Raw genomic sequence first — 17,407 nt, forward strand, 5'->3', positions numbered from 1 at the left:
AGCAGAAAGCTGTCACCCGACCGTGACGCCTGCGTCCCGCCGACTGCCCATGGTAACCTTGCGTCCATCACGGAAAAGCCCGGCCGTTGCCCTTGCTTTTGCCCTACATCTTTTAACGAGTTGCCTGACAATCCGATGAATAAAGCCGTCTCCGACCTGTCCTCCCACACTCCGATGATGCAGCAATACTGGCGCCTGAAGAACCAGCACCCGGATCAGCTGATGTTCTACCGCATGGGCGACTTCTACGAGATCTTCTACGAAGACGCGAAGAAGGCGGCCAAATTGCTCGACATCACCCTGACCGCGCGCGGGCAGTCGGCGGGTCAGGCGATTCCGATGTGTGGGATTCCTTACCACGCAGCGGAAGGTTACCTGGCTAAACTGGTAAAGCTCGGCGAGTCGGTGGTGATTTGTGAGCAAGTCGGCGACCCGGCCACCAGCAAGGGCCCGGTCGAACGTCAGGTGGTGCGGATCATCACGCCGGGCACGGTCAGCGATGAAGCGCTGCTCGACGAGCGTCGCGACAACCTGATCGCGGCGGTACTGGGTGACGAACGCCTGTTCGGCCTGGCGGTGCTGGACATCACCAGCGGCAACTTCAGCGTGCTGGAGATCAAGGGCTGGGAAAACCTGCTGGCGGAACTGGAGCGGGTCAACCCGGTGGAACTGCTGATTCCCGATGACTGGCCGAAAGACCTGCCGGCGGAAAAACGTCGCGGGGTCCGTCGTCGTGCACCGTGGGATTTCGAACGTGATTCGGCGTTGAAAAGCCTTTGCCAGCAATTCTCCACCCAGGACCTGAAGGGTTTCGGTTGCGAGAACCTGACCCTGGCCATCGGCGCCGCCGGTTGCCTGTTGGCTTACGCCAAGGAAACCCAGCGCACCGCCCTGCCCCATTTGCGCAGCCTGCGTCACGAACGCCTTGACGACACCGTGGTGCTCGACGGCGCCAGCCGACGCAATCTGGAACTCGACACCAACCTGGCCGGCGGTCGCGACAACACCCTGCAATCGGTGGTGGATCGCTGCCAGACCGCCATGGGCAGCCGCTTGCTGACCCGCTGGTTGAACCGCCCGCTGCGCGATCTCACCGTGCTGCTGGCGCGGCAGAGTTCGATCCGTTGCCTGCTCGACGGCTATCGATTCGAAAAACTGCAGCCGCAGCTCAAGGAAATTGGCGACATCGAGCGAATTCTCGCGCGAATCGGTTTGCGCAATGCGCGCCCCCGGGACCTTGCCCGTTTACGCGATGCCCTCGGCGCCCTGCCTGAGCTGCAAGTAGCAATGGCTGACCTGGAAGCGCCGCACCTGCAATCGCTGGCAACGATAACCAGCACCTACCCGGACCTCGCCGCGCTGCTGGAAAAAGCCATTATCGACAACCCGCCGGCGGTGATCCGCGACGGCGGCGTGTTGAAAACCGGGTACGACAGCGAACTCGACGAACTGCAATCGCTGAGCGAAAACGCCGGCCAGTTCCTGATTGATCTGGAGGCCCGCGAGAAAGCCCGCACCGGTCTGGCGAATCTGAAGGTCGGTTATAACCGTATTCATGGCTACTTCATTGAACTGCCGAGCAAGCAAGCGGAATCGGCACCGGCGGATTACATCCGGCGCCAGACCCTCAAGGGCGCCGAGCGTTTTATCACCCCGGAATTGAAAGAGTTCGAAGACAAAGCGCTGTCGGCCAAGAGCCGGGCGCTGGCGCGCGAGAAAATGCTCTACGAGGCGCTGCTTGAAGACCTGATCAGCCAGTTGCCGCCGTTGCAAGACACCGCTGGAGCACTGGCCGAACTGGACGTGCTGAGCAACCTCGCCGAACGGGCGCTGAATCTTGACCTGAACTGCCCGCGTTTTGTCAGCGAACCGTGCATGCGCATTACTCAGGGTCGTCACCCGGTGGTCGAGCAAGTGCTGACGACGCCGTTCGTGGCCAACGACCTGAGCCTTGATGACAACACGCGGATGCTGGTGATCACCGGGCCGAACATGGGCGGTAAATCCACTTACATGCGGCAGACCGCACTCATCGTGCTGCTGGCGCATATCGGCAGTTTTGTCCCGGCAGCGAGCTGTGAATTGTCGCTGGTCGACCGCATCTTCACGCGAATCGGCTCCAGTGATGACCTCGCCGGCGGACGCTCGACCTTTATGGTGGAAATGAGCGAAACCGCCAACATTCTTCACAACGCCACCGAGCGCAGCCTGGTGCTGATGGACGAAGTCGGACGCGGCACCAGCACCTTCGACGGTCTTTCGCTGGCGTGGGCGGCGGCCGAGCGCCTGGCGCATCTGCGCGCGTATACGCTGTTCGCCACGCACTACTTTGAACTGACGGTACTGCCGGAGGCCGAACCTCTGGTAGCCAACGTGCATCTCAATGCAACCGAGCACAACGAGCGCATCGTGTTTCTGCATCACGTCCTGCCCGGACCGGCCAGCCAGAGCTATGGCTTGGCGGTGGCACAACTGGCCGGCGTACCCAGCGAAGTGATCGTGCGCGCCCGTGAGCATTTGAGCCGTCTGGAAGACACCGCCCTGCCTCACGAGGCACCGAAACCGGCCGCCAAAGGCAAACCGTCGACACCGCAGCAAAGCGACATGTTCGCCAGCCTGCCGCACCCGGTACTCGACGAACTGGCAAAAGTGGATCTGGACGACATGACGCCCCGCCGTGCGCTCGAAATGCTTTATGCACTGAAGAACCGGATATAAGCACTAAAGAAGCGGATATAACGCAAACGGCTTCAAGCTGTTAGAATCTCGCGCGGTTTGGGATGCTGCCGGCTAATAGCCTGGCTGGCAGGTATCGCTCCCGAACCTGGCGACCCCAACCGTGAAGGGGCAACGCTGCCGCCGCCTGAGGAGAGAATTAGAAATGACCTTCGTCGTCACCGACAACTGCATCAAGTGCAAGTACACCGACTGCGTAGAAGTCTGTCCGGTGGACTGCTTTTACGAAGGCCCGAACTTCCTGGTGATTCACCCGGATGAGTGCATCGACTGCGCGCTGTGTGAACCAGAGTGCCCTGCCGTGGCGATCTTCTCGGAAGACGAGATTCCGGCTGGCATGGAAAACTTCATTGAGCTCAATGCCGAGCTGGCGGATATCTGGCCGAATATTACTGAGAAGAAAGATCCGTTGCCGGGTGCTGAAGAGTGGGATGGCAAGACCGGTAAAATTGCTGACCTCGAACGCTGATCTTCCCCGCGCTCGATTTAAAAGGCCCCTTGCGGGCCTTTTTGCTTTTTGAAGGTTCTACTTTTTTACAGACGAAAAAAGGGGCGGTATGACCCGCCCACATTTTTTCCCTATTCCCTGTATTCCTTTTCATCGTCCTGATGAATCGCGTCCTGCGATGTCCGTTCCCTTCATCCGTAAAGGGCGTGTCTGTCCGTCGACACAACTCAGATATTAGAGAGTTCCCCGGCGGGAGCAATCGGCGCTGAGCGCGCGACTGCGGTGTCATCAGCCCTTAACATAAAAAAATAACATTTCAAATCAATAGGTTAAGCCGTACCCACAGCCGCGATAGACGTCTGCCACTGTGTAAAAATAACGAACACTTACGACACAGTAAGCAATGGCTTACAGCAGGAGACTACAAACGCAGAAAGTGCCGACCGCTGGTCCGGTGCCTCGCTCGTGCCGGGTCGGTCTTTTCCTCAACGCAAAAACAAAAAGCCCCGACTGGTCGAACCAGTCGGGGCTTTTCGCGGGCGGGCGCTCGAGTGCTTATTGAAACAAGGACTCGCTCGACAGGCCATTCTTCTCGAGAATTTCGCGAAGACGCTTGAGGCCTTCTACCTGGATCTGCCGGACCCGTTCCCGGGTCAGGCCGATTTCCAGACCTACATCCTCCAGCGTGCTGCTTTCATGACCGCGCAGGCCGAAGCGGCGTATCACCACCTCGCGCTGTTTGTCGGTCAGCTCGGACAGCCACTGATCGATGCTCTGGGACAGATCGTCGTCCTGCAGCAGTTCGCAGGGATCGGTCGGACGGTCGTCGGTGAGGGTGTCCAGCAGGGTTTTATCCGAATCCGGACCCAGCGAGACGTCGACCGAAGAAACCCGTTCGTTCAGGCCGAGCATACGCTTGACCTCGCCTACCGGTTTCTCCAGCAGGTTGGCGATTTCTTCGGGTGAAGGTTCGTGGTCGAGCTTCTGCGTCAGCTCCCGTGCGGCCCGCAGGTACACGTTGAGCTCCTTGACCACATGAATCGGCAACCGGATGGTCCGGGTCTGATTCATGATGGCGCGCTCGATGGTCTGACGAATCCACCAGGTCGCGTAGGTCGAGAAGCGAAAACCGCGCTCGGGATCGAACTTTTCTACCGCGCGGATCAGCCCGAGGTTGCCCTCTTCGATCAGATCCAGCAGCGACAGCCCCCGATTGACGTAACGCCGGGCGATTTTGACCACCAGCCGCAGGTTACTTTCAATCATGCGCTTGCGCCCGGCCGGATCGCCACTTTGCGACAAGCGCGCAAAATGAACTTCTTCCTCCGGGGAGAGCAATGGGGAAAAGCCGATTTCGTTGAGATACAACTGCGTGGCATCAAGTGCACGCGTGTAGTCGATGTACTTGTGTTGTTTAAGTGAAGCGGAGTGTTTGGATCTGGAACGAACGGAAGGTGGAGCAGCCCCTTCATCATTCAACATCGAATCCGAATCGATGCCGGTCTCCATAAGGAGAACCTCATCGTCGATGTCAAACTCCGGCACTTCTTTACTGAGAGCCATTGTTATAGTCCTTTGGTGAGTTCGACCCCAAGCTCAAGCGACGCCTTTATCCTTGGCAGCGCTGGAGCCTGTCCCCTCTACGCGACGGAACAGGCTGGCTTACAAATCAACGTCTTGGCAGGAACTGCAGTGGATCCACAGGTTTACCTTGGCGGCGAATCTCAAAGTGCAGTTTCACCCGGTCCGTACCCGTTGACCCCATTTCGGCAATTGTCTGTCCGACCTTGACCTGCTGTCCCTCCCGAACCAACAGCCTGCGGTTGTGACCGTAGGCACTGACGTAGGTTTCGCTGTGTTTGATGATGACCAATTCGCCGTAGCCCCTTAAGCCACTCCCGGCGTATACGACCGTCCCATCAGACGCAGCTAAAACAGGCTGTCCCAAATCTCCGGCGATATCAATTCCTTTATTCAAACTACCGTTTGAAGAGAATTTCCCAATAAGAATGCCATTAGATGGCCATCCCCAGCCGGTCGGGGCCGGCCCTGCCGGGGGCAATGGTGCAGGGGTTGGCTTGTTCGCGACGGACGGTACAGCCCCGGCAGAACCGGTGGTTGTGGTGGTCGTCGTGCCATTGGCCTGGCGCCGGATTACTGTGGTTTTGCTCGACGAAGAAGGCGAAGAACTGGTGTTTCTCACCACGGCTGTCGACGTTGATCCGCTACGCCCGTCAAAGCGAATTGTCTGACCTGGGTGGATCGTATACGGCGTAGGAATATTGTTCCGCGCAGCGAGGGCTTTGTAGTCCCAGCCGTAGCGAAACGCGATCGAAAACAGCGTGTCGCCCGGACGGACTACATACTGCCCGGTCGTTACGGTCGGCCGCTGGGCCACCGCCTTGTTGCGATCGACGACACTCACGTTGCTCGATTTGGTGCTGGAGCAACCGACCAGCAGGGTGCTCAAGACAAGGCCAGTCACCAGGCGCTGAAAGCTCGTGTTACCCATACGCTGCGCAATGACTCTGAGACTCACCCGCCGCTCCCTTTGTGGTGGCTGAAAAATGTGTGATACCGGTACCCGGCATCAAATGTCGCAAGTATAACGGGCAGAACCGGCTTTACCCTTAATGAAGCGAAACCGCTGTGCGCACACGTTTGCCAGCTGGCAATACGCTACGTTTAATCCGACATTGCCGCTGTAAGACCGAGGCCGTTGAAAGGAATTCAACAGCGGCAAACAAATGCTCAGGCCAGTGGCCCGTTGAGCAAAGGCACGAAGCGCACAGCGCCCAGAACGTGGCGGGAAAAGCCGTGTTCTTCGCGCACGATCAGCATCAGTTGTTGCACCTCGCCCGACCCCACCGGAATCACCATGCGCCCGCCAGGCGCCAGTTGATCGAGCAAGGCTTGCGGTACATCGGTTGCGACCGCCGTGACGATAATGCCGTTGTATGGTGCCAGCGCCGGCCAGCCTTCCCAGCCATCGCCCCAGCGAAACACCACGTTTCGCAGATTCAATTCGACCAGACGTTCCTTGGCGCGATCCTGCAGCACCTTGATCCGCTCGACCGAGAACACCCGCTCGACCAGTTGCGACAGCACCGCCGTCTGATAACCGGAGCCGGTACCGATTTCCAGTACTTTATCCAGCGGCCCCGCTTCCAGCAGCAGCTCGCTCATGCGCGCCACCATATAAGGCTGGGAAATGGTCTGGTTGTTGCCAATCGGCAATGCGGTGTCTTCATAAGCGCGATGGGCCAGCGCTTCATCGACGAACAGGTGACGCGGCGTTCGCCGAATAACCTCCAGCACCTTGGCGTTGCTCACGCCTTCTTCATACAGGCGCTGGATCAGGCGCTCGCGTGTGCGCTGGGACGTCATGCCGATGCCGCTACGCAGGCGATCTTCGTGTTCACGCGCCATCAGCCGAGTCCTCCCAGCCAACCGTCAAGACTTCTGAAGGCATCGTTGAAGGTGCGATCGAGCTGCAACGGGGTAATGGAAACGTAACCTTGCATCACTGCATGGAAGTCCGTCCCCGGGCCGCCGTCTTCGGCATCGCCGGCCGCTGCAATCCAGTAACCGGCCTTGCCACGCGGGTCGACCACTTTCATCGGCGCCGCCGCTCGGGCGCGATGGCCGAGTCGGGTCAGCTGGATGCCACGGATGTGATCGATCGGCAGATTGGGAATATTCACGTTGAGCACCGTGCGCGGCGGCAAATCGAGCCCGGCATGCGCCTCGACCAGTTTGCGCGCAAAGTAGGCCGCCGTCGGCAGGTTATCCACCTGACGCGAGACCAGCGAAAAGGCAAACGAGGGGCGTTCGAGGAAACGTCCCTCCAGGGCCGCCGCCACCGTCCCGGAATACAGCACATCATCGCCAAGGTTGGCGCCGAGGTTGATGCCGGAAACGACCATGTCCGCTTCGCGCTCCAGCAGACCGTTAAGGCCCAGGTGCACACAGTCGGTCGGCGTGCCATTGAGGCTGATGAAGCCATTGGCCAGGTATTGCGGGTGCAACGGACGGTCGAGCGTCAGCGAACTGCTGGCGCCGCTTTTGTCCTGCTCGGGGGCGATAACCACGCACTCGGTGTAATCCGCCAGCGCAGCATAAAGCGCGGCGAGACCGGGTGCGGTTACCCCATCGTCGTTAGAAATCAGAATACGCATGGGCTGTCCGTCTGCCCCACCGGCACCAGATCAACGAGTTCGCGCACCAATACGGTGGCGAAGCATCCGGCCGGGAGGACGAATTCCAGTTGCAGAATGTCAGGCTGGGGATAATGCCACGTCAACCCGCCAATGGGCAGTCGCAGGATGCGACGTTCGTGGCTCATGCCCGCGTGAATCAACCAATCACGCAGATCCGCTTCACGCGCGGCGATCCCCTGCTCCAGATCATGGACTGTCCCTGTGGCCGGTGAGTCACCTGCCCCCCACTGCGGACCGGTCGGATGCAGATCGAGAATCGCCAGTCGCGGGTCGCTGCACTCGGCTTCACCGGCCGGGAAAAAACTGCGGCTGTCGGTGAACGCCAGCAGGTCGCCGACCAACGCAGTTTGCCAGGTGCCATCGGCGACACGTGCCGCCAGCACCTGGTTGAACAGATAGCTGCGCGCGGTCGACAACAGCCGCGAGCGCACGTTGCGCTGTTCCGGCAAGGCCTTGCGCGCCGCCCACGCCCGCGCATCAACGACGTTACCGCCGTCATGGCCGAAGCGCTGAGCGCCGAAATAATTGGGGATACCTTGTCTGGCGATCAGTTGCAGGCGCTGTTCCAGCGCAGCCTCATCGCCGGCGAACTGAGTCAGGCGCAAGGTGAAGCCATTGGCCGAGTGCGCGCCGCGTTGCAGCTTGCGCTTGTGACGCGTGGTCTTGAGGATTTTCAGCGTGTCGTTTTCCGCCGCCGACAGGTCCGGATCGGCCTTGCCCGGCAACTGCACGCTGAACCACTGGCGAGTCAGGGCCTGACGATCCTTCAGACCGGCATAGCTGACAGTGCGCAAGGGCACGCCGGCAGCCTTGGCGATACGCCGTGCGGCTTCTTCAGTATTCAAGCCACGCTTTTCCACCCAGATCCACAGATGTTCGCCGTCGCCACTGAACGGGATATCGAGAACTTCATCGACCTGAAAATCTTCGGCAATGGCTTTCAGTACCGCTGTGCCGAGGGGTTCACCGTAAGCCCGTGGGCCGAGCAATTGCAGTTCATTCATGCGCGCAGCAACAAGGCAACGGAATGCACCGCGATGCCTTCTTCGCGACCGACAAAGCCGAGCTTTTCGGTGGTGGTAGCTTTCACGTTCACTTGATCCAACTCTACTTGAAGATCCGCAGCGATCAGCGCGCGCATCGATTCGATATGCGGGGCCATCTTCGGCGCCTGGGCAACAATGGTGTTATCGACGTTACCGACCTTCCAGCCCTTGGCATGGATCAGGCTGACCACATGACGCAGCAGTATTCGACTGTCGGCGCCCTTGAATTGCGGGTCGGTGTCCGGGAAGTGTTTGCCGATATCACCCAGCGCCGCTGCGCCGAGCAAGGCATCGCTCAAGGCGTGCAGCAGGACGTCACCGTCGGAATGAGCGAGCAGCCCGAAGCTGTGTGCAATCTGCACGCCGCCCAGAGTAATGAAATCGCCTTCAGCGAAACGGTGCACATCATAGCCGTGGCCAATACGCATAAAAAAAACGCCCCGATTTTTGTCAGGGCGTGATTCTACCTGCTTTGTCAGACATTAGGCGCCTAGAGCGCGCGCGTGATGCTGCAAGTGGTCGTCAATAAAGCTTGAGATGAAGAAATAGCTATGGTCGTAGCCCGGTTGCAGGCGCAACGTCAGCGGGTGGCCCGCCTGTTTCGCCGCTTGTTGCAGGGCTTCGGGTTTGAGCTGGGTCGCGAGGAAATCGTCGCGATCACCTTGATCGACCAGTAACGGCAGCTTCTCCGAGGCCTCCGCGATCAGCGCACAGGCGTCCCACTCTTTCCACTTGGAACGGTCTTCGCCCAGGTAAAGAGAGAAGGCTTTCTGACCCCAAGGGCAATCAATCGGATGGGTAATCGGCGAAAACGCCGAAACCGACTGGTAACGCCCCGGATTGCGCAATGCACACACCAAAGCACCGTGACCGCCCATGGAGTGTCCGCTGATGCTGCGTTTGTCGGAAGCGGGGAAATGCGCTTCAACCAGTGAAGGCAATTCCTGCACGACATAGTCATGCATCCGATAGTGGCGCGCCCAGGGTTCCTGCGTGGCATTCAGATAAAACCCGGCGCCGAGACCAAAATCCCAAGCCTTGTCCGCATCGTCCGGGACATCCGGGCCACGCGGGCTGGTGTCCGGTGCGACGATGATCAAACCAAGCTCGGCGGCCATGCGCATCGCACCGGCCTTTTGCATGAAATTCTCATCGGTGCAGGTCAAACCCGACAACCAGTACAGCACCGGCAGCTTGCCGCCCTGCTCTGCCTGCGGCGGCAGGTACACGGCGAACACCATGTCGCAATCAAGCACCTCGGAGCGATGGCGATAGCGCTTGTGCCAACCGCCGAAACTCTTCTGACAGGAAATGTTTTCCAGATTCATAGCACTTCAGCCGCAAGCTGCGAGCTTCAAGCTGCAAGAGGGCGTTGCGCCTGCTTGCAGCTTATGGCTTGTAGCTTGTCGCCGCTCCTTAGAAATGAATGACAGTGCGGATACTCTTGCCTTCGTGCATCAGGTCGAAAGCCTTGTTGATGTCTTCCAGACCCATGGTGTGGGTGATGAAAGTGTCCAGCGGGATTTCGCCGCTCTGGGCCATATCGACGTAGCTCGGCAATTCGCTGCGGCCACGCACACCGCCGAATGCCGAACCGCGCCAGACGCGACCGGTGACCAACTGGAACGGCCGGGTAGCGATTTCCTGGCCGGCGCCGGCAACGCCGATGATCACCGACTCGCCCCAGCCTTTGTGGCAGCACTCAAGCGCGGCGCGCATCAGTTGCACGTTGCCGATGCATTCGAAGGAGAAGTCCACGCCGCCATCGGTCATGTCGACGATGACTTCCTGGATCGGACGATCGAAGTCCTTCGGATTGACGCAATCGGTGGCACCCAGTTGTTTGGCGATTTCGAATTTGGCCGGGTTGATGTCGATCGCGATGATCCGTGCAGCCTTGGCTTTCACCGCACCGATCACGGCAGACAAACCGATACCGCCGAGGCCGAAGATCGCCACGGTGTCACCGGGCTTGACCTTGGCGGTGTTGAGCACGGCGCCAATGCCGGTAGTCACGCCGCAACCGAGCAGGCAGACCTTTTCCAGTGGCGCGTCCTTGGCGATCTTGGCCACGGAAATTTCCGGCAGCACGGTGTATTCCGCGAACGTCGAGGTGCCCATGTAGTGGAAAATCGTCTCACCCTTGTAGGAGAAACGCGACGTGCCGTCAGGCATCAAACCCTTGCCCTGAGTCGCACGAATCGCCTGACACAGGTTGGTCTTGCCCGACTTGCAGAATTTGCACTGGCCGCATTCCGGGGTGTACAGCGGAATGACGTGATCGCCAACAGCGACCGAGGTCACGCCCTCGCCAATGGCTTCGACGATGGCGCCACCTTCGTGGCCGAGAATCGACGGGAAGATGCCTTCCGGATCGGCGCCGGACAAAGTGTAGGCGTCCGTGTGGCAAACCCCGGAAGCGACAACGCGCAGCAGCACTTCACCGGCCTTGGGCATGGCGACATCGACTTCTACGATTTCCAGCGGCTTCTTGGCCTCGAAGGCAACGGCGGCGCGTGACTTGATCATGCTGACTCTCCAGTGAATCCATAGAATAAAAACAGACAACCAGTGTAGTTCAGCGCTCAGTGATTAATAATCCGGACAAATGCAAAATATTATTGCTGTACAGGGACAATCTTCATGTCGGAAAACCGTTGGGAAGGCATCGACGAGTTCGTTGCCGTCGCCGAATGCAGCCAATTCACCGCAGCGGCAGAGCGACTCGGGGTTTCGTCCTCGCACGTCAGTCGCCAAATCGTCCGGCTGGAGGAGCGTTTACAGACGCGCCTGCTGTATCGCAGCACCCGGCGAGTGACGCTGACCGAGGCAGGGCAGACCTTCCTCCAGCATTGTCAGCGCTTGCAGGATGGCCGCGAAGAGGCGTTGCGCGCGGTTGGCGACCTGACCAGTGAACCGAAAGGCATGCTGCGCATGACCTGCGCCGTGGCGTATGGCGAGCGGTTTATCGTGCCGCTGGTGACGCGATTCATGGGGCTTTACCCGCAACTGCGCATCGATATCGAACTGAGCAATCGCCAACTGGACCTGGTGCACGAGGGGCTGGACTTGGCAATCCGCCTCGGCCGGCTGCAGGATTCGCGGCTGGTCGCCACTCGTCTGGCACCACGGCGAATGTACCTGTGCGCATCGCCGTCCTACCTGGAACGGTACGGTCGCCCACACAGTTTGTCGGAACTGAGTCGGCATAATTGCCTGATTGGCAGCTCGGACATCTGGCAACTGGAACAGAACGGGCGGGAATTTTCCCAGCGGGTGCAGGGCAACTGGCGTTGCAACAGTGGGCAGGCGGTATTGGACGCGGCGTTGCAAGGGGTGGGGTTGTGTCAGTTGCCGGATTATTACGTGCTCGAACATTTGCACAGCGGCGCGTTGATTTCCTTGCTGGAGGCGCACCAGCCGCCGAATACGGCGGTGTGGGCGTTGTATCCGCAGCAGCGGCATTTGTCGCCGAAGGTGCGCAAGTTGGTGGACTTTCTGAAGCTGGGGTTGGCTGAGCGGCCGGAGTACAGGGAATAAAACATGTGTTGCCCGGACGGGCGCTATCGCGAGCAGGCTCACTCCTACAGAGGGAATGCATTTCAAAATGTAGGAATGAGCCTGCTCGCGATGGCGGCTTGACCGACACCACCGCACTCAGCGGCGATTAGCCCACCGCTGGCGCAACCACTCCAGATCTTCAGGCCGGGTCACCTTGAGGTTATCCGCCCGCCCCTCGATGAGGCGCGGCGCCAGACCGACCCACTCCATCGCCGAAGCTTCATCGGTAATCACGGCATCCGCCACCAGACTGTCGGCCAACGCCCGATGCAACGCGCCGAGGCGAAACATCTGCGGCGTATACGCCTGCCAGATCACGCTGCGGTCCACGGTTTCGACGACACGGCCGGTCTTGTCGACCCGTTTAAGCGTGTCGCGCGCGGGAACCGCCAACAGTCCACCGACCGGATCATCTGCCAGTTCAGCGAGCAACTTGTCGAGATCATCGCGGCTCAGGTTGGGCCGTGCCGCATCGTGCACCAGCACCCAATCTTCGTCATCAGCACCGTGCGCATGCAGATGCAGCAAGGCGTTGAGCACCGAGCCAGAACGCTCCGCTCCGCCGTCAACCCGCTGAATCCGCGGATCGTTGACGCACGCCAGGTGCGGCCAATAAGGGTCGTCAACAGCAAGACTGACCACCAGCCCCTTCAGGCTTGGGTGATCAAGGAAACAGCCGAGGCTGTGTTCGAGAATTGTGCGCCCGCCCAGTTGCAGGTATTGCTTGGGACGGTCCGCGGCCATCCGGGCACCGACGCCCGCGGCAGGAATCACGGCCCAGAAGGCCGGCAGGGAATCGATCATTGGGCCAACTGGTAAAGGGTTTCGCCGTCCTTGACCATGCCCAGTTCGTGACGAGCCCGCTCTTCAACGGTCTCCATGCCCTTTTTCAGTTCGCTGACTTCGGCGTCCATGACCCGGTTGCGCTCCAGCAGGCCTTCGTTCTCGGCGTGTTGGTCGGCAATCTGCTGTTTCAGCTCGGCGACCTGCGCCAGACTGCCATTGCCCACCCACAGGCGGTACTGCAGACCGGCCAGCAGCAAGAGCAAAACGAGAAACAACCAGTAAGGACTGCGCATCGAATATCAGGTATCCAGTGAAAAAAGACAGCCACGCCACAACTTTGAAGCATCTGATAGCACGAAGCCTGGAAAGGTCCAGGCTTGTGCTTAAGGCATCAGATTAGTGGCAAATCCATCGCTGTCACGACTTTTTCGACACAATCCGGTGTCCTTTGATCAGGTTGCGCTTAACCGCGGAACTCGGCGCGACCGTTGTACTTGGCCTTGCCGTTCAACTGCTCTTCGATACGCAGCAGTTGGTTGTACTTGGAAACGCGGTCGGAACGGCACAGCGAACCGGTCTTGATCTGGCCAGCCGAGGTACCAACAGCCAGGTCGGCAATGGTCGAATCTTCGGTTTCGCCGGAACGGTGCGAGATCACTGCGGTGTAACCGGCAGCCTTGGCCATCTGGATGGCTTCCAGGGTTTCGGTCAGGGTGCCGATCTGGTTGAACTTGATCAGGATCGAGTTGGCGATCTTTTTATCGATGCCTTCTTTCAGGATCTTGGTGTTGGTCACGAACAAATCGTCGCCGACCAGTTGGGTTTTCTCGCCGATCTTGTCGGTGAGGATTTTCCAGCCAGCCCAGTCGGACTCGTCCAGGCCATCTTCGATGGAGATGATCGGGTAGCGCTCGGTCAGGCCCTTGAGGTAGTCGGCGAAACCTTCAGCGGTGAACACCTGGCCTTCGCCGGACAGGTTGTACTTGCCGTCTTCGTAGAATTCGCTCGCGGCGCAGTCCAGCGCCAGGGTCACGTCAGTGCCCAGCTTGTAACCGGCGTTGGCCACGGCTTCGGAGATCACTTTCAGCGCGTCTTCGTTGGACGCCAGGTTCGGTGCGAAACCGCCTTCGTCGCCAACGGCAGTGCTCAGGCCACGGGCCTTCAGCACGGCTTTCAAGTGATGGAAAATCTCGGTACCCATGCGCAGACCTTCCGAGAACGACTTGGCGCCCACCGGCTGCACCATGAATTCCTGGATGTCGACGTTGTTATCGGCGTGCTCGCCACCGTTGATGATGTTCATCATCGGCACCGGCATCGAGTACACACCCGGGGTGCCGTTGAGGTTGGCGATGTGTGCGTACAGCGGCAGGTCCTGATCCTGAGCAGCCGCCTTGGCCGCAGCCAGGGACACCGCGAGGATGGCGTTGGCGCCCAGGGTCGCTTTGTTTTCGGTACCGTCGAGCTTGATCATCGCGTGGTCGAGGGCTTTCTGGTCGCTTGGGTCGGTGCCCAGCAGCAGATCGCGGATCGGACCGTTGATGTTGGCTACCGCTTTGAGCACGCCCTTGCCCAGGTAACGGCTCTTGTCGCCATCACGCAGCTCGAGTGCTTCACGCGAGCCAGTGGATGCACCGGACGGCGCGCAGGCGCTGCCGATGATGCCGTTGTCGAGAAGCACGTCCGCTTCCACGGTGGGATTGCCACGGGAGTCGAGAACTTCACGACCTTTGATGTCGACGATTTTTGCCATTGTTGTAAACACTCCAAAGTTGACGAAAACGACGCAGCTAGAGGAAATCTTTATCGTCGGCAAGCGAAGTACAGCGGGCAGACTTGCAGACGACAGCGCTCACGCCCGAGGGCATGAGCGACAAATCGTGCGGTACTTTACCGGAGAATCGAGCGTTACGCGGTTTCTACCGTCGGAAAACTCTTCACCAGTTCGTCCAAAGCCTTGAGCTGGGCCAGGAATGGCTCCAGTTTGTCCAGACGCAAGGCGCAAGGGCCGTCGCATTTGGCGTTGTCCGGATCCGGATGTGCTTCGAGGAACAGACCCGCCAGCGACTGGCTCATGCCGGCCTTGGCCAGATCGGTGACCTGCGCGCGGCGACCGCCGGCGGAATCGGAACGACCGCCGGGCATTTGCAGCGAGTGGGTCACGTCGAAGAATACCGGGTATTCGAACTGCTTCATGATGCCGAAGCCGAGCATGTCAACCACGAGGTTGTTGTAGCCAAAGCTCGAACCGCGCTCGCAGAGAATCAGTTGATCGTTACCCGCTTCGACGCACTTGTTCAGGATGTGTTTCATTTCCTGGGGCGCGAGGAACTGGGCTTTCTTGATGTTGATCACGGCGTTGGTCTTGGCCATCGCGACGACCAGATCGGTCTGGCGCGACAGGAAGGCCGGCAACTGGATGATGTCGCAGACCTCAGCGACGACCGCGGCCTGATCCGGCTCGTGGACGTCGGTGATAATCGGCACGCCGAAGGCCTGTTTGATGTCCTGGAAGATGCGCATGCCCTCTTCCAGGCCAGGACCGCGGTAGGAGGTCACAGAAGAACGGTTGGCCTTGTCGAAGCTGGCCTTGAACACGTAAGGGATACCGAGTTTTTCGGTGACCTTCACATACTCTTCGCAAACCTGCATGGCCATGTCACGGCTTTCCAGCACGTTCATGCCGCCGAACAGCACCATGGGTTTGTCGTTGGCAATCTCGATGTCGCCGACGCGGATAATCTTCTGTGCCATCGGGTTACGCCTTCTTCTGGTGTTGAGCCAACGCGGCTTTGACAAAACCGCTGAACAGCGGATGGCCGTCGCGTGGTGTGGAAGTGAACTCAGGGTGGAACTGGCAGGCGACGAACCAAGGATGATCCGGGGCTTCAACCACTTCGACCAACGCAGCATCGGCGGAGCGACCGGAAATCTTCAGACCGGCCTCGATGATCTGCGGCAGCAGGTTGTTGTTCACTTCGTAACGGTGACGGTGACGCTCGACGATCACGTCCTTGCCATAGCAGTCGTGCACTTTGGAGCCCGGCTCAAGCAAGCAGTCCTGCGCGCCCAGGCGCATGGTGCCGCCCAGGTCCGACGATTCGGTACGCACTTCAACGGCGCCGGTGGCGTCTTCCCACTCGGTGATCAGACCGACAACCGGATGGCCGCTGGCACGATCGAACTCGGTGGAGTTGGCGTCTTTCCAGCCCAGCACGTTACGGGCGAATTCAATGACCGCCACTTGCATGCCCAGGCAGATGCCCAGGTACGGCACCTTGTTTTCGCGAGCGTACTGAACGGCAGTAATCTTGCCTTCCACGCCACGCAGACCGAAGCCACCCGGCACCAGAATCGCGTCGACACCTTCGAGCAGCGCAGTGCCCTGGTTCTCGATGTCTTCGGAGTCGATGTAGCGCAGATTGACCTTGGTGCGGTTGCTGATACCGGCGTGGCTCATCGCTTCGATCAGCGACTTGTAAGCGTCCAGCAGCTCCATGTACTTGCCGACCATGGCGATGGTCACTTCGTGTTCCGGGTTCAGCTTGGCGTCAACCACCGCTTCCCACTCGGACAGATCGGCGCTGCCGCATTGCAGACCGAAACGCTCGACGACGAAGTCGTCCAGACCCTGCGAGTGCAGGATGCCCGGGATCTTGTAGATGGTGTCGGCGTCTTCCAGCGCGATGACCGCACGCTCTTCAACGTTGGTGAACTGCGCGATCTTGCGACGCGACGAGATGTCGATCGGGTGATCGGAGCGGCACACCAGCACGTCTGGCTGCAGGCCGATCGAACGCAGTTCCTTGACGGAGTGCTGGGTCGGCTTGGTCTTGGTCTCGCCAGCGGTGGCGATGTACGGCACCAGCGTCAGGTGCATCAGCATCGCGCGCTTGGCGCCGACCTCGAAACGCAATTGACGGATGGCTTCGAGGAAAGGTTGCGACTCGATGTCACCGACGGTGCCGCCGATTTCGACCATTGCCACATCGGCGTCACCGGCACCCTTGATGATGCGGCGCTTGATTTCGTCGGTGATGTGCGGAATCACCTGGATGGTTGCACCCAGGTAGTCACCACGGCGCTCTTTGCGCAGCACGTGCTCGTAGACACGGCCGGTGGTGAAGTTGTTGTTCTGGGTCATGGTCGTGCGGATGAACCGCTCGTAGTGGCCCAGGTCCAGGTCAGTCTCGGCGCCGTCGTGGGTAACGAACACTTCACCGTGCTGGAACGGGCTCATGGTGCCCGGGTCGACGTTGATGTACGGATCCAGCTTAAGCATGGTGACCTTAAGCCCCCGCGCCTCCAGGATGGCCGCCAATGAAGCCGAGGCAATGCCTTTCCCCAATGAAGAAACAACACCGCCCGTGACGAATATGTAGCGCGTCATGAAAAACCCTAGAAGTCTGCGTTAAAGCGGTACGAGCCGCCGGGGAAAGCGAAGGAAGGCCGAAGCCCCCGATCACCTGCATTAATCACAGTGCACCTTTCAAAAAAACCGCCGCGTTGGGACAGACCGGCAGATGAAACACCGGTAGGTTGCTCGCTACACATTTTTTGGAATCGCCCAGCAAAGACTGCTTGGTAATCGGCAACTCCTGCGATTCAGG

At 59.5% G+C, this 17,407-nt stretch carries 16 protein-coding genes; 3 read left to right on the plus strand and 13 right to left on the minus strand.

Going from position 1 to position 17,407, the window contains the following annotated elements; all coding sequences use genetic code 11:
• Positions 1 to 135 precede the first annotated feature (135 nt).
• Together mutS and fdxA are read left to right on the plus strand one after the other, a co-directional pair.
• Positions 136 to 2,718: a DNA mismatch repair protein MutS gene (gene mutS / locus HU765_RS12760; protein ID WP_186620920.1), complete on the plus strand. Its 2,583-nt coding sequence runs from the start codon at positions 136 to 138 to the stop codon at positions 2,716 to 2,718.
• Between the two features lie 163 nt (positions 2,719 to 2,881).
• A complete protein-coding gene (fdxA, locus tag HU765_RS12765) occupies positions 2,882 to 3,205 on the plus strand; it encodes a ferredoxin FdxA (protein ID WP_186620922.1) in 324 nt (107 codons plus the stop codon).
• A 534-nt stretch (positions 3,206 to 3,739) separates the two neighbouring features.
• Here the strand turns inward: fdxA and rpoS are convergent.
• The 8 genes from rpoS to HU765_RS12805 all read right to left on the minus strand — a co-directional run bounded on the left by rpoS (position 3,740) and on the right by HU765_RS12805 (position 10,979).
• Positions 3,740 to 4,747, minus strand: a complete 1,008-nt coding sequence (gene rpoS, locus HU765_RS12770) for an RNA polymerase sigma factor RpoS (RefSeq protein WP_186620923.1) — start codon at positions 4,745 to 4,747, stop codon at positions 3,740 to 3,742.
• A gap of 106 nt (positions 4,748 to 4,853) precedes the next feature.
• Entirely contained in the window at positions 4,854 to 5,723 is an 870-nt protein-coding gene (locus tag HU765_RS12775; RefSeq protein ID WP_186620924.1) for a peptidoglycan DD-metalloendopeptidase family protein, read from the minus strand.
• A gap of 212 nt (positions 5,724 to 5,935) precedes the next feature.
• Entirely contained in the window at positions 5,936 to 6,571 is a 636-nt protein-coding gene (locus HU765_RS12780) for a protein-L-isoaspartate(D-aspartate) O-methyltransferase (RefSeq protein WP_160768345.1), read from the minus strand.
• Positions 6,572 to 6,612: 41 nt separating this feature from the next.
• Entirely contained in the window at positions 6,613 to 7,362 is a 750-nt protein-coding gene (surE, locus tag HU765_RS12785; protein WP_186550209.1) for a 5'/3'-nucleotidase SurE, read from the minus strand.
• Entirely contained in the window at positions 7,350 to 8,408 is a 1,059-nt protein-coding gene (gene truD / locus HU765_RS12790) for a tRNA pseudouridine(13) synthase TruD (protein ID WP_186620925.1), read from the minus strand. The genes surE and truD overlap by 13 nt, the downstream gene beginning before the upstream one ends.
• The gene (gene ispF, locus HU765_RS12795; RefSeq protein WP_186550205.1) at positions 8,405 to 8,878 is read right to left on the minus strand and encodes a 2-C-methyl-D-erythritol 2,4-cyclodiphosphate synthase; all 474 of its coding nucleotides are present in this window, start codon (positions 8,876 to 8,878) and stop codon (positions 8,405 to 8,407) included. The genes truD and ispF overlap by 4 nt, the downstream gene beginning before the upstream one ends.
• 54 nt (positions 8,879 to 8,932) lie before the next feature.
• Positions 8,933 to 9,778: an S-formylglutathione hydrolase gene (fghA, locus tag HU765_RS12800; protein ID WP_186620926.1), complete on the minus strand. Its 846-nt coding sequence runs from the start codon at positions 9,776 to 9,778 to the stop codon at positions 8,933 to 8,935.
• 88 nt (positions 9,779 to 9,866) lie between these two features.
• The gene (locus tag HU765_RS12805; RefSeq protein ID WP_186620927.1) at positions 9,867 to 10,979 is read right to left on the minus strand and encodes an S-(hydroxymethyl)glutathione dehydrogenase/class III alcohol dehydrogenase; all 1,113 of its coding nucleotides are present in this window, start codon (positions 10,977 to 10,979) and stop codon (positions 9,867 to 9,869) included.
• A 114-nt stretch (positions 10,980 to 11,093) separates the two neighbouring features.
• On the opposite strand from HU765_RS12805, the gene HU765_RS12810 reads away from it, so the two are divergent.
• On the plus strand, positions 11,094 to 11,990 hold the full coding sequence (locus HU765_RS12810) for a LysR substrate-binding domain-containing protein (RefSeq protein ID WP_186620928.1): 897 nt from the start codon (positions 11,094 to 11,096) through the stop codon (positions 11,988 to 11,990).
• A gap of 117 nt (positions 11,991 to 12,107) precedes the next feature.
• On the opposite strand, the gene ispD is transcribed toward HU765_RS12810, so the two are convergent.
• From ispD to HU765_RS12835, 5 genes are all read right to left on the minus strand, one after another.
• Complete coding sequence (gene ispD, locus HU765_RS12815; RefSeq protein WP_186620930.1) at positions 12,108 to 12,815, minus strand: 2-C-methyl-D-erythritol 4-phosphate cytidylyltransferase; 708 nt, start codon at positions 12,813 to 12,815, stop codon at positions 12,108 to 12,110.
• Complete coding sequence (ftsB, locus tag HU765_RS12820; RefSeq protein ID WP_007964293.1) at positions 12,812 to 13,090, minus strand: cell division protein FtsB; 279 nt, start codon at positions 13,088 to 13,090, stop codon at positions 12,812 to 12,814. Before ftsB ends, ispD begins: the two co-directional genes overlap by 4 nt.
• Before the next feature lie 170 nt (positions 13,091 to 13,260).
• Positions 13,261 to 14,550, minus strand: a complete 1,290-nt coding sequence (gene eno, locus HU765_RS12825) for a phosphopyruvate hydratase (RefSeq protein WP_016771461.1) — start codon at positions 14,548 to 14,550, stop codon at positions 13,261 to 13,263.
• Between the two features lie 155 nt (positions 14,551 to 14,705).
• Positions 14,706 to 15,551, minus strand: coding sequence for a 3-deoxy-8-phosphooctulonate synthase (gene kdsA, locus HU765_RS12830; RefSeq protein ID WP_007954807.1), 846 nt, complete (start codon positions 15,549 to 15,551; stop codon positions 14,706 to 14,708).
• Positions 15,552 to 15,555: 4 nt separating this feature from the next.
• On the minus strand, positions 15,556 to 17,187 hold the full coding sequence (locus HU765_RS12835; protein WP_186550194.1) for a CTP synthase: 1,632 nt from the start codon (positions 17,185 to 17,187) through the stop codon (positions 15,556 to 15,558).
• Positions 17,188 to 17,407 lie beyond the last annotated feature (220 nt).

This window comes from Pseudomonas sp. SWRI81 (assembly GCF_014268545.1).
GTDB lineage: Bacteria > Pseudomonadota > Gammaproteobacteria > Pseudomonadales > Pseudomonadaceae > Aquipseudomonas > Aquipseudomonas hamedanensis.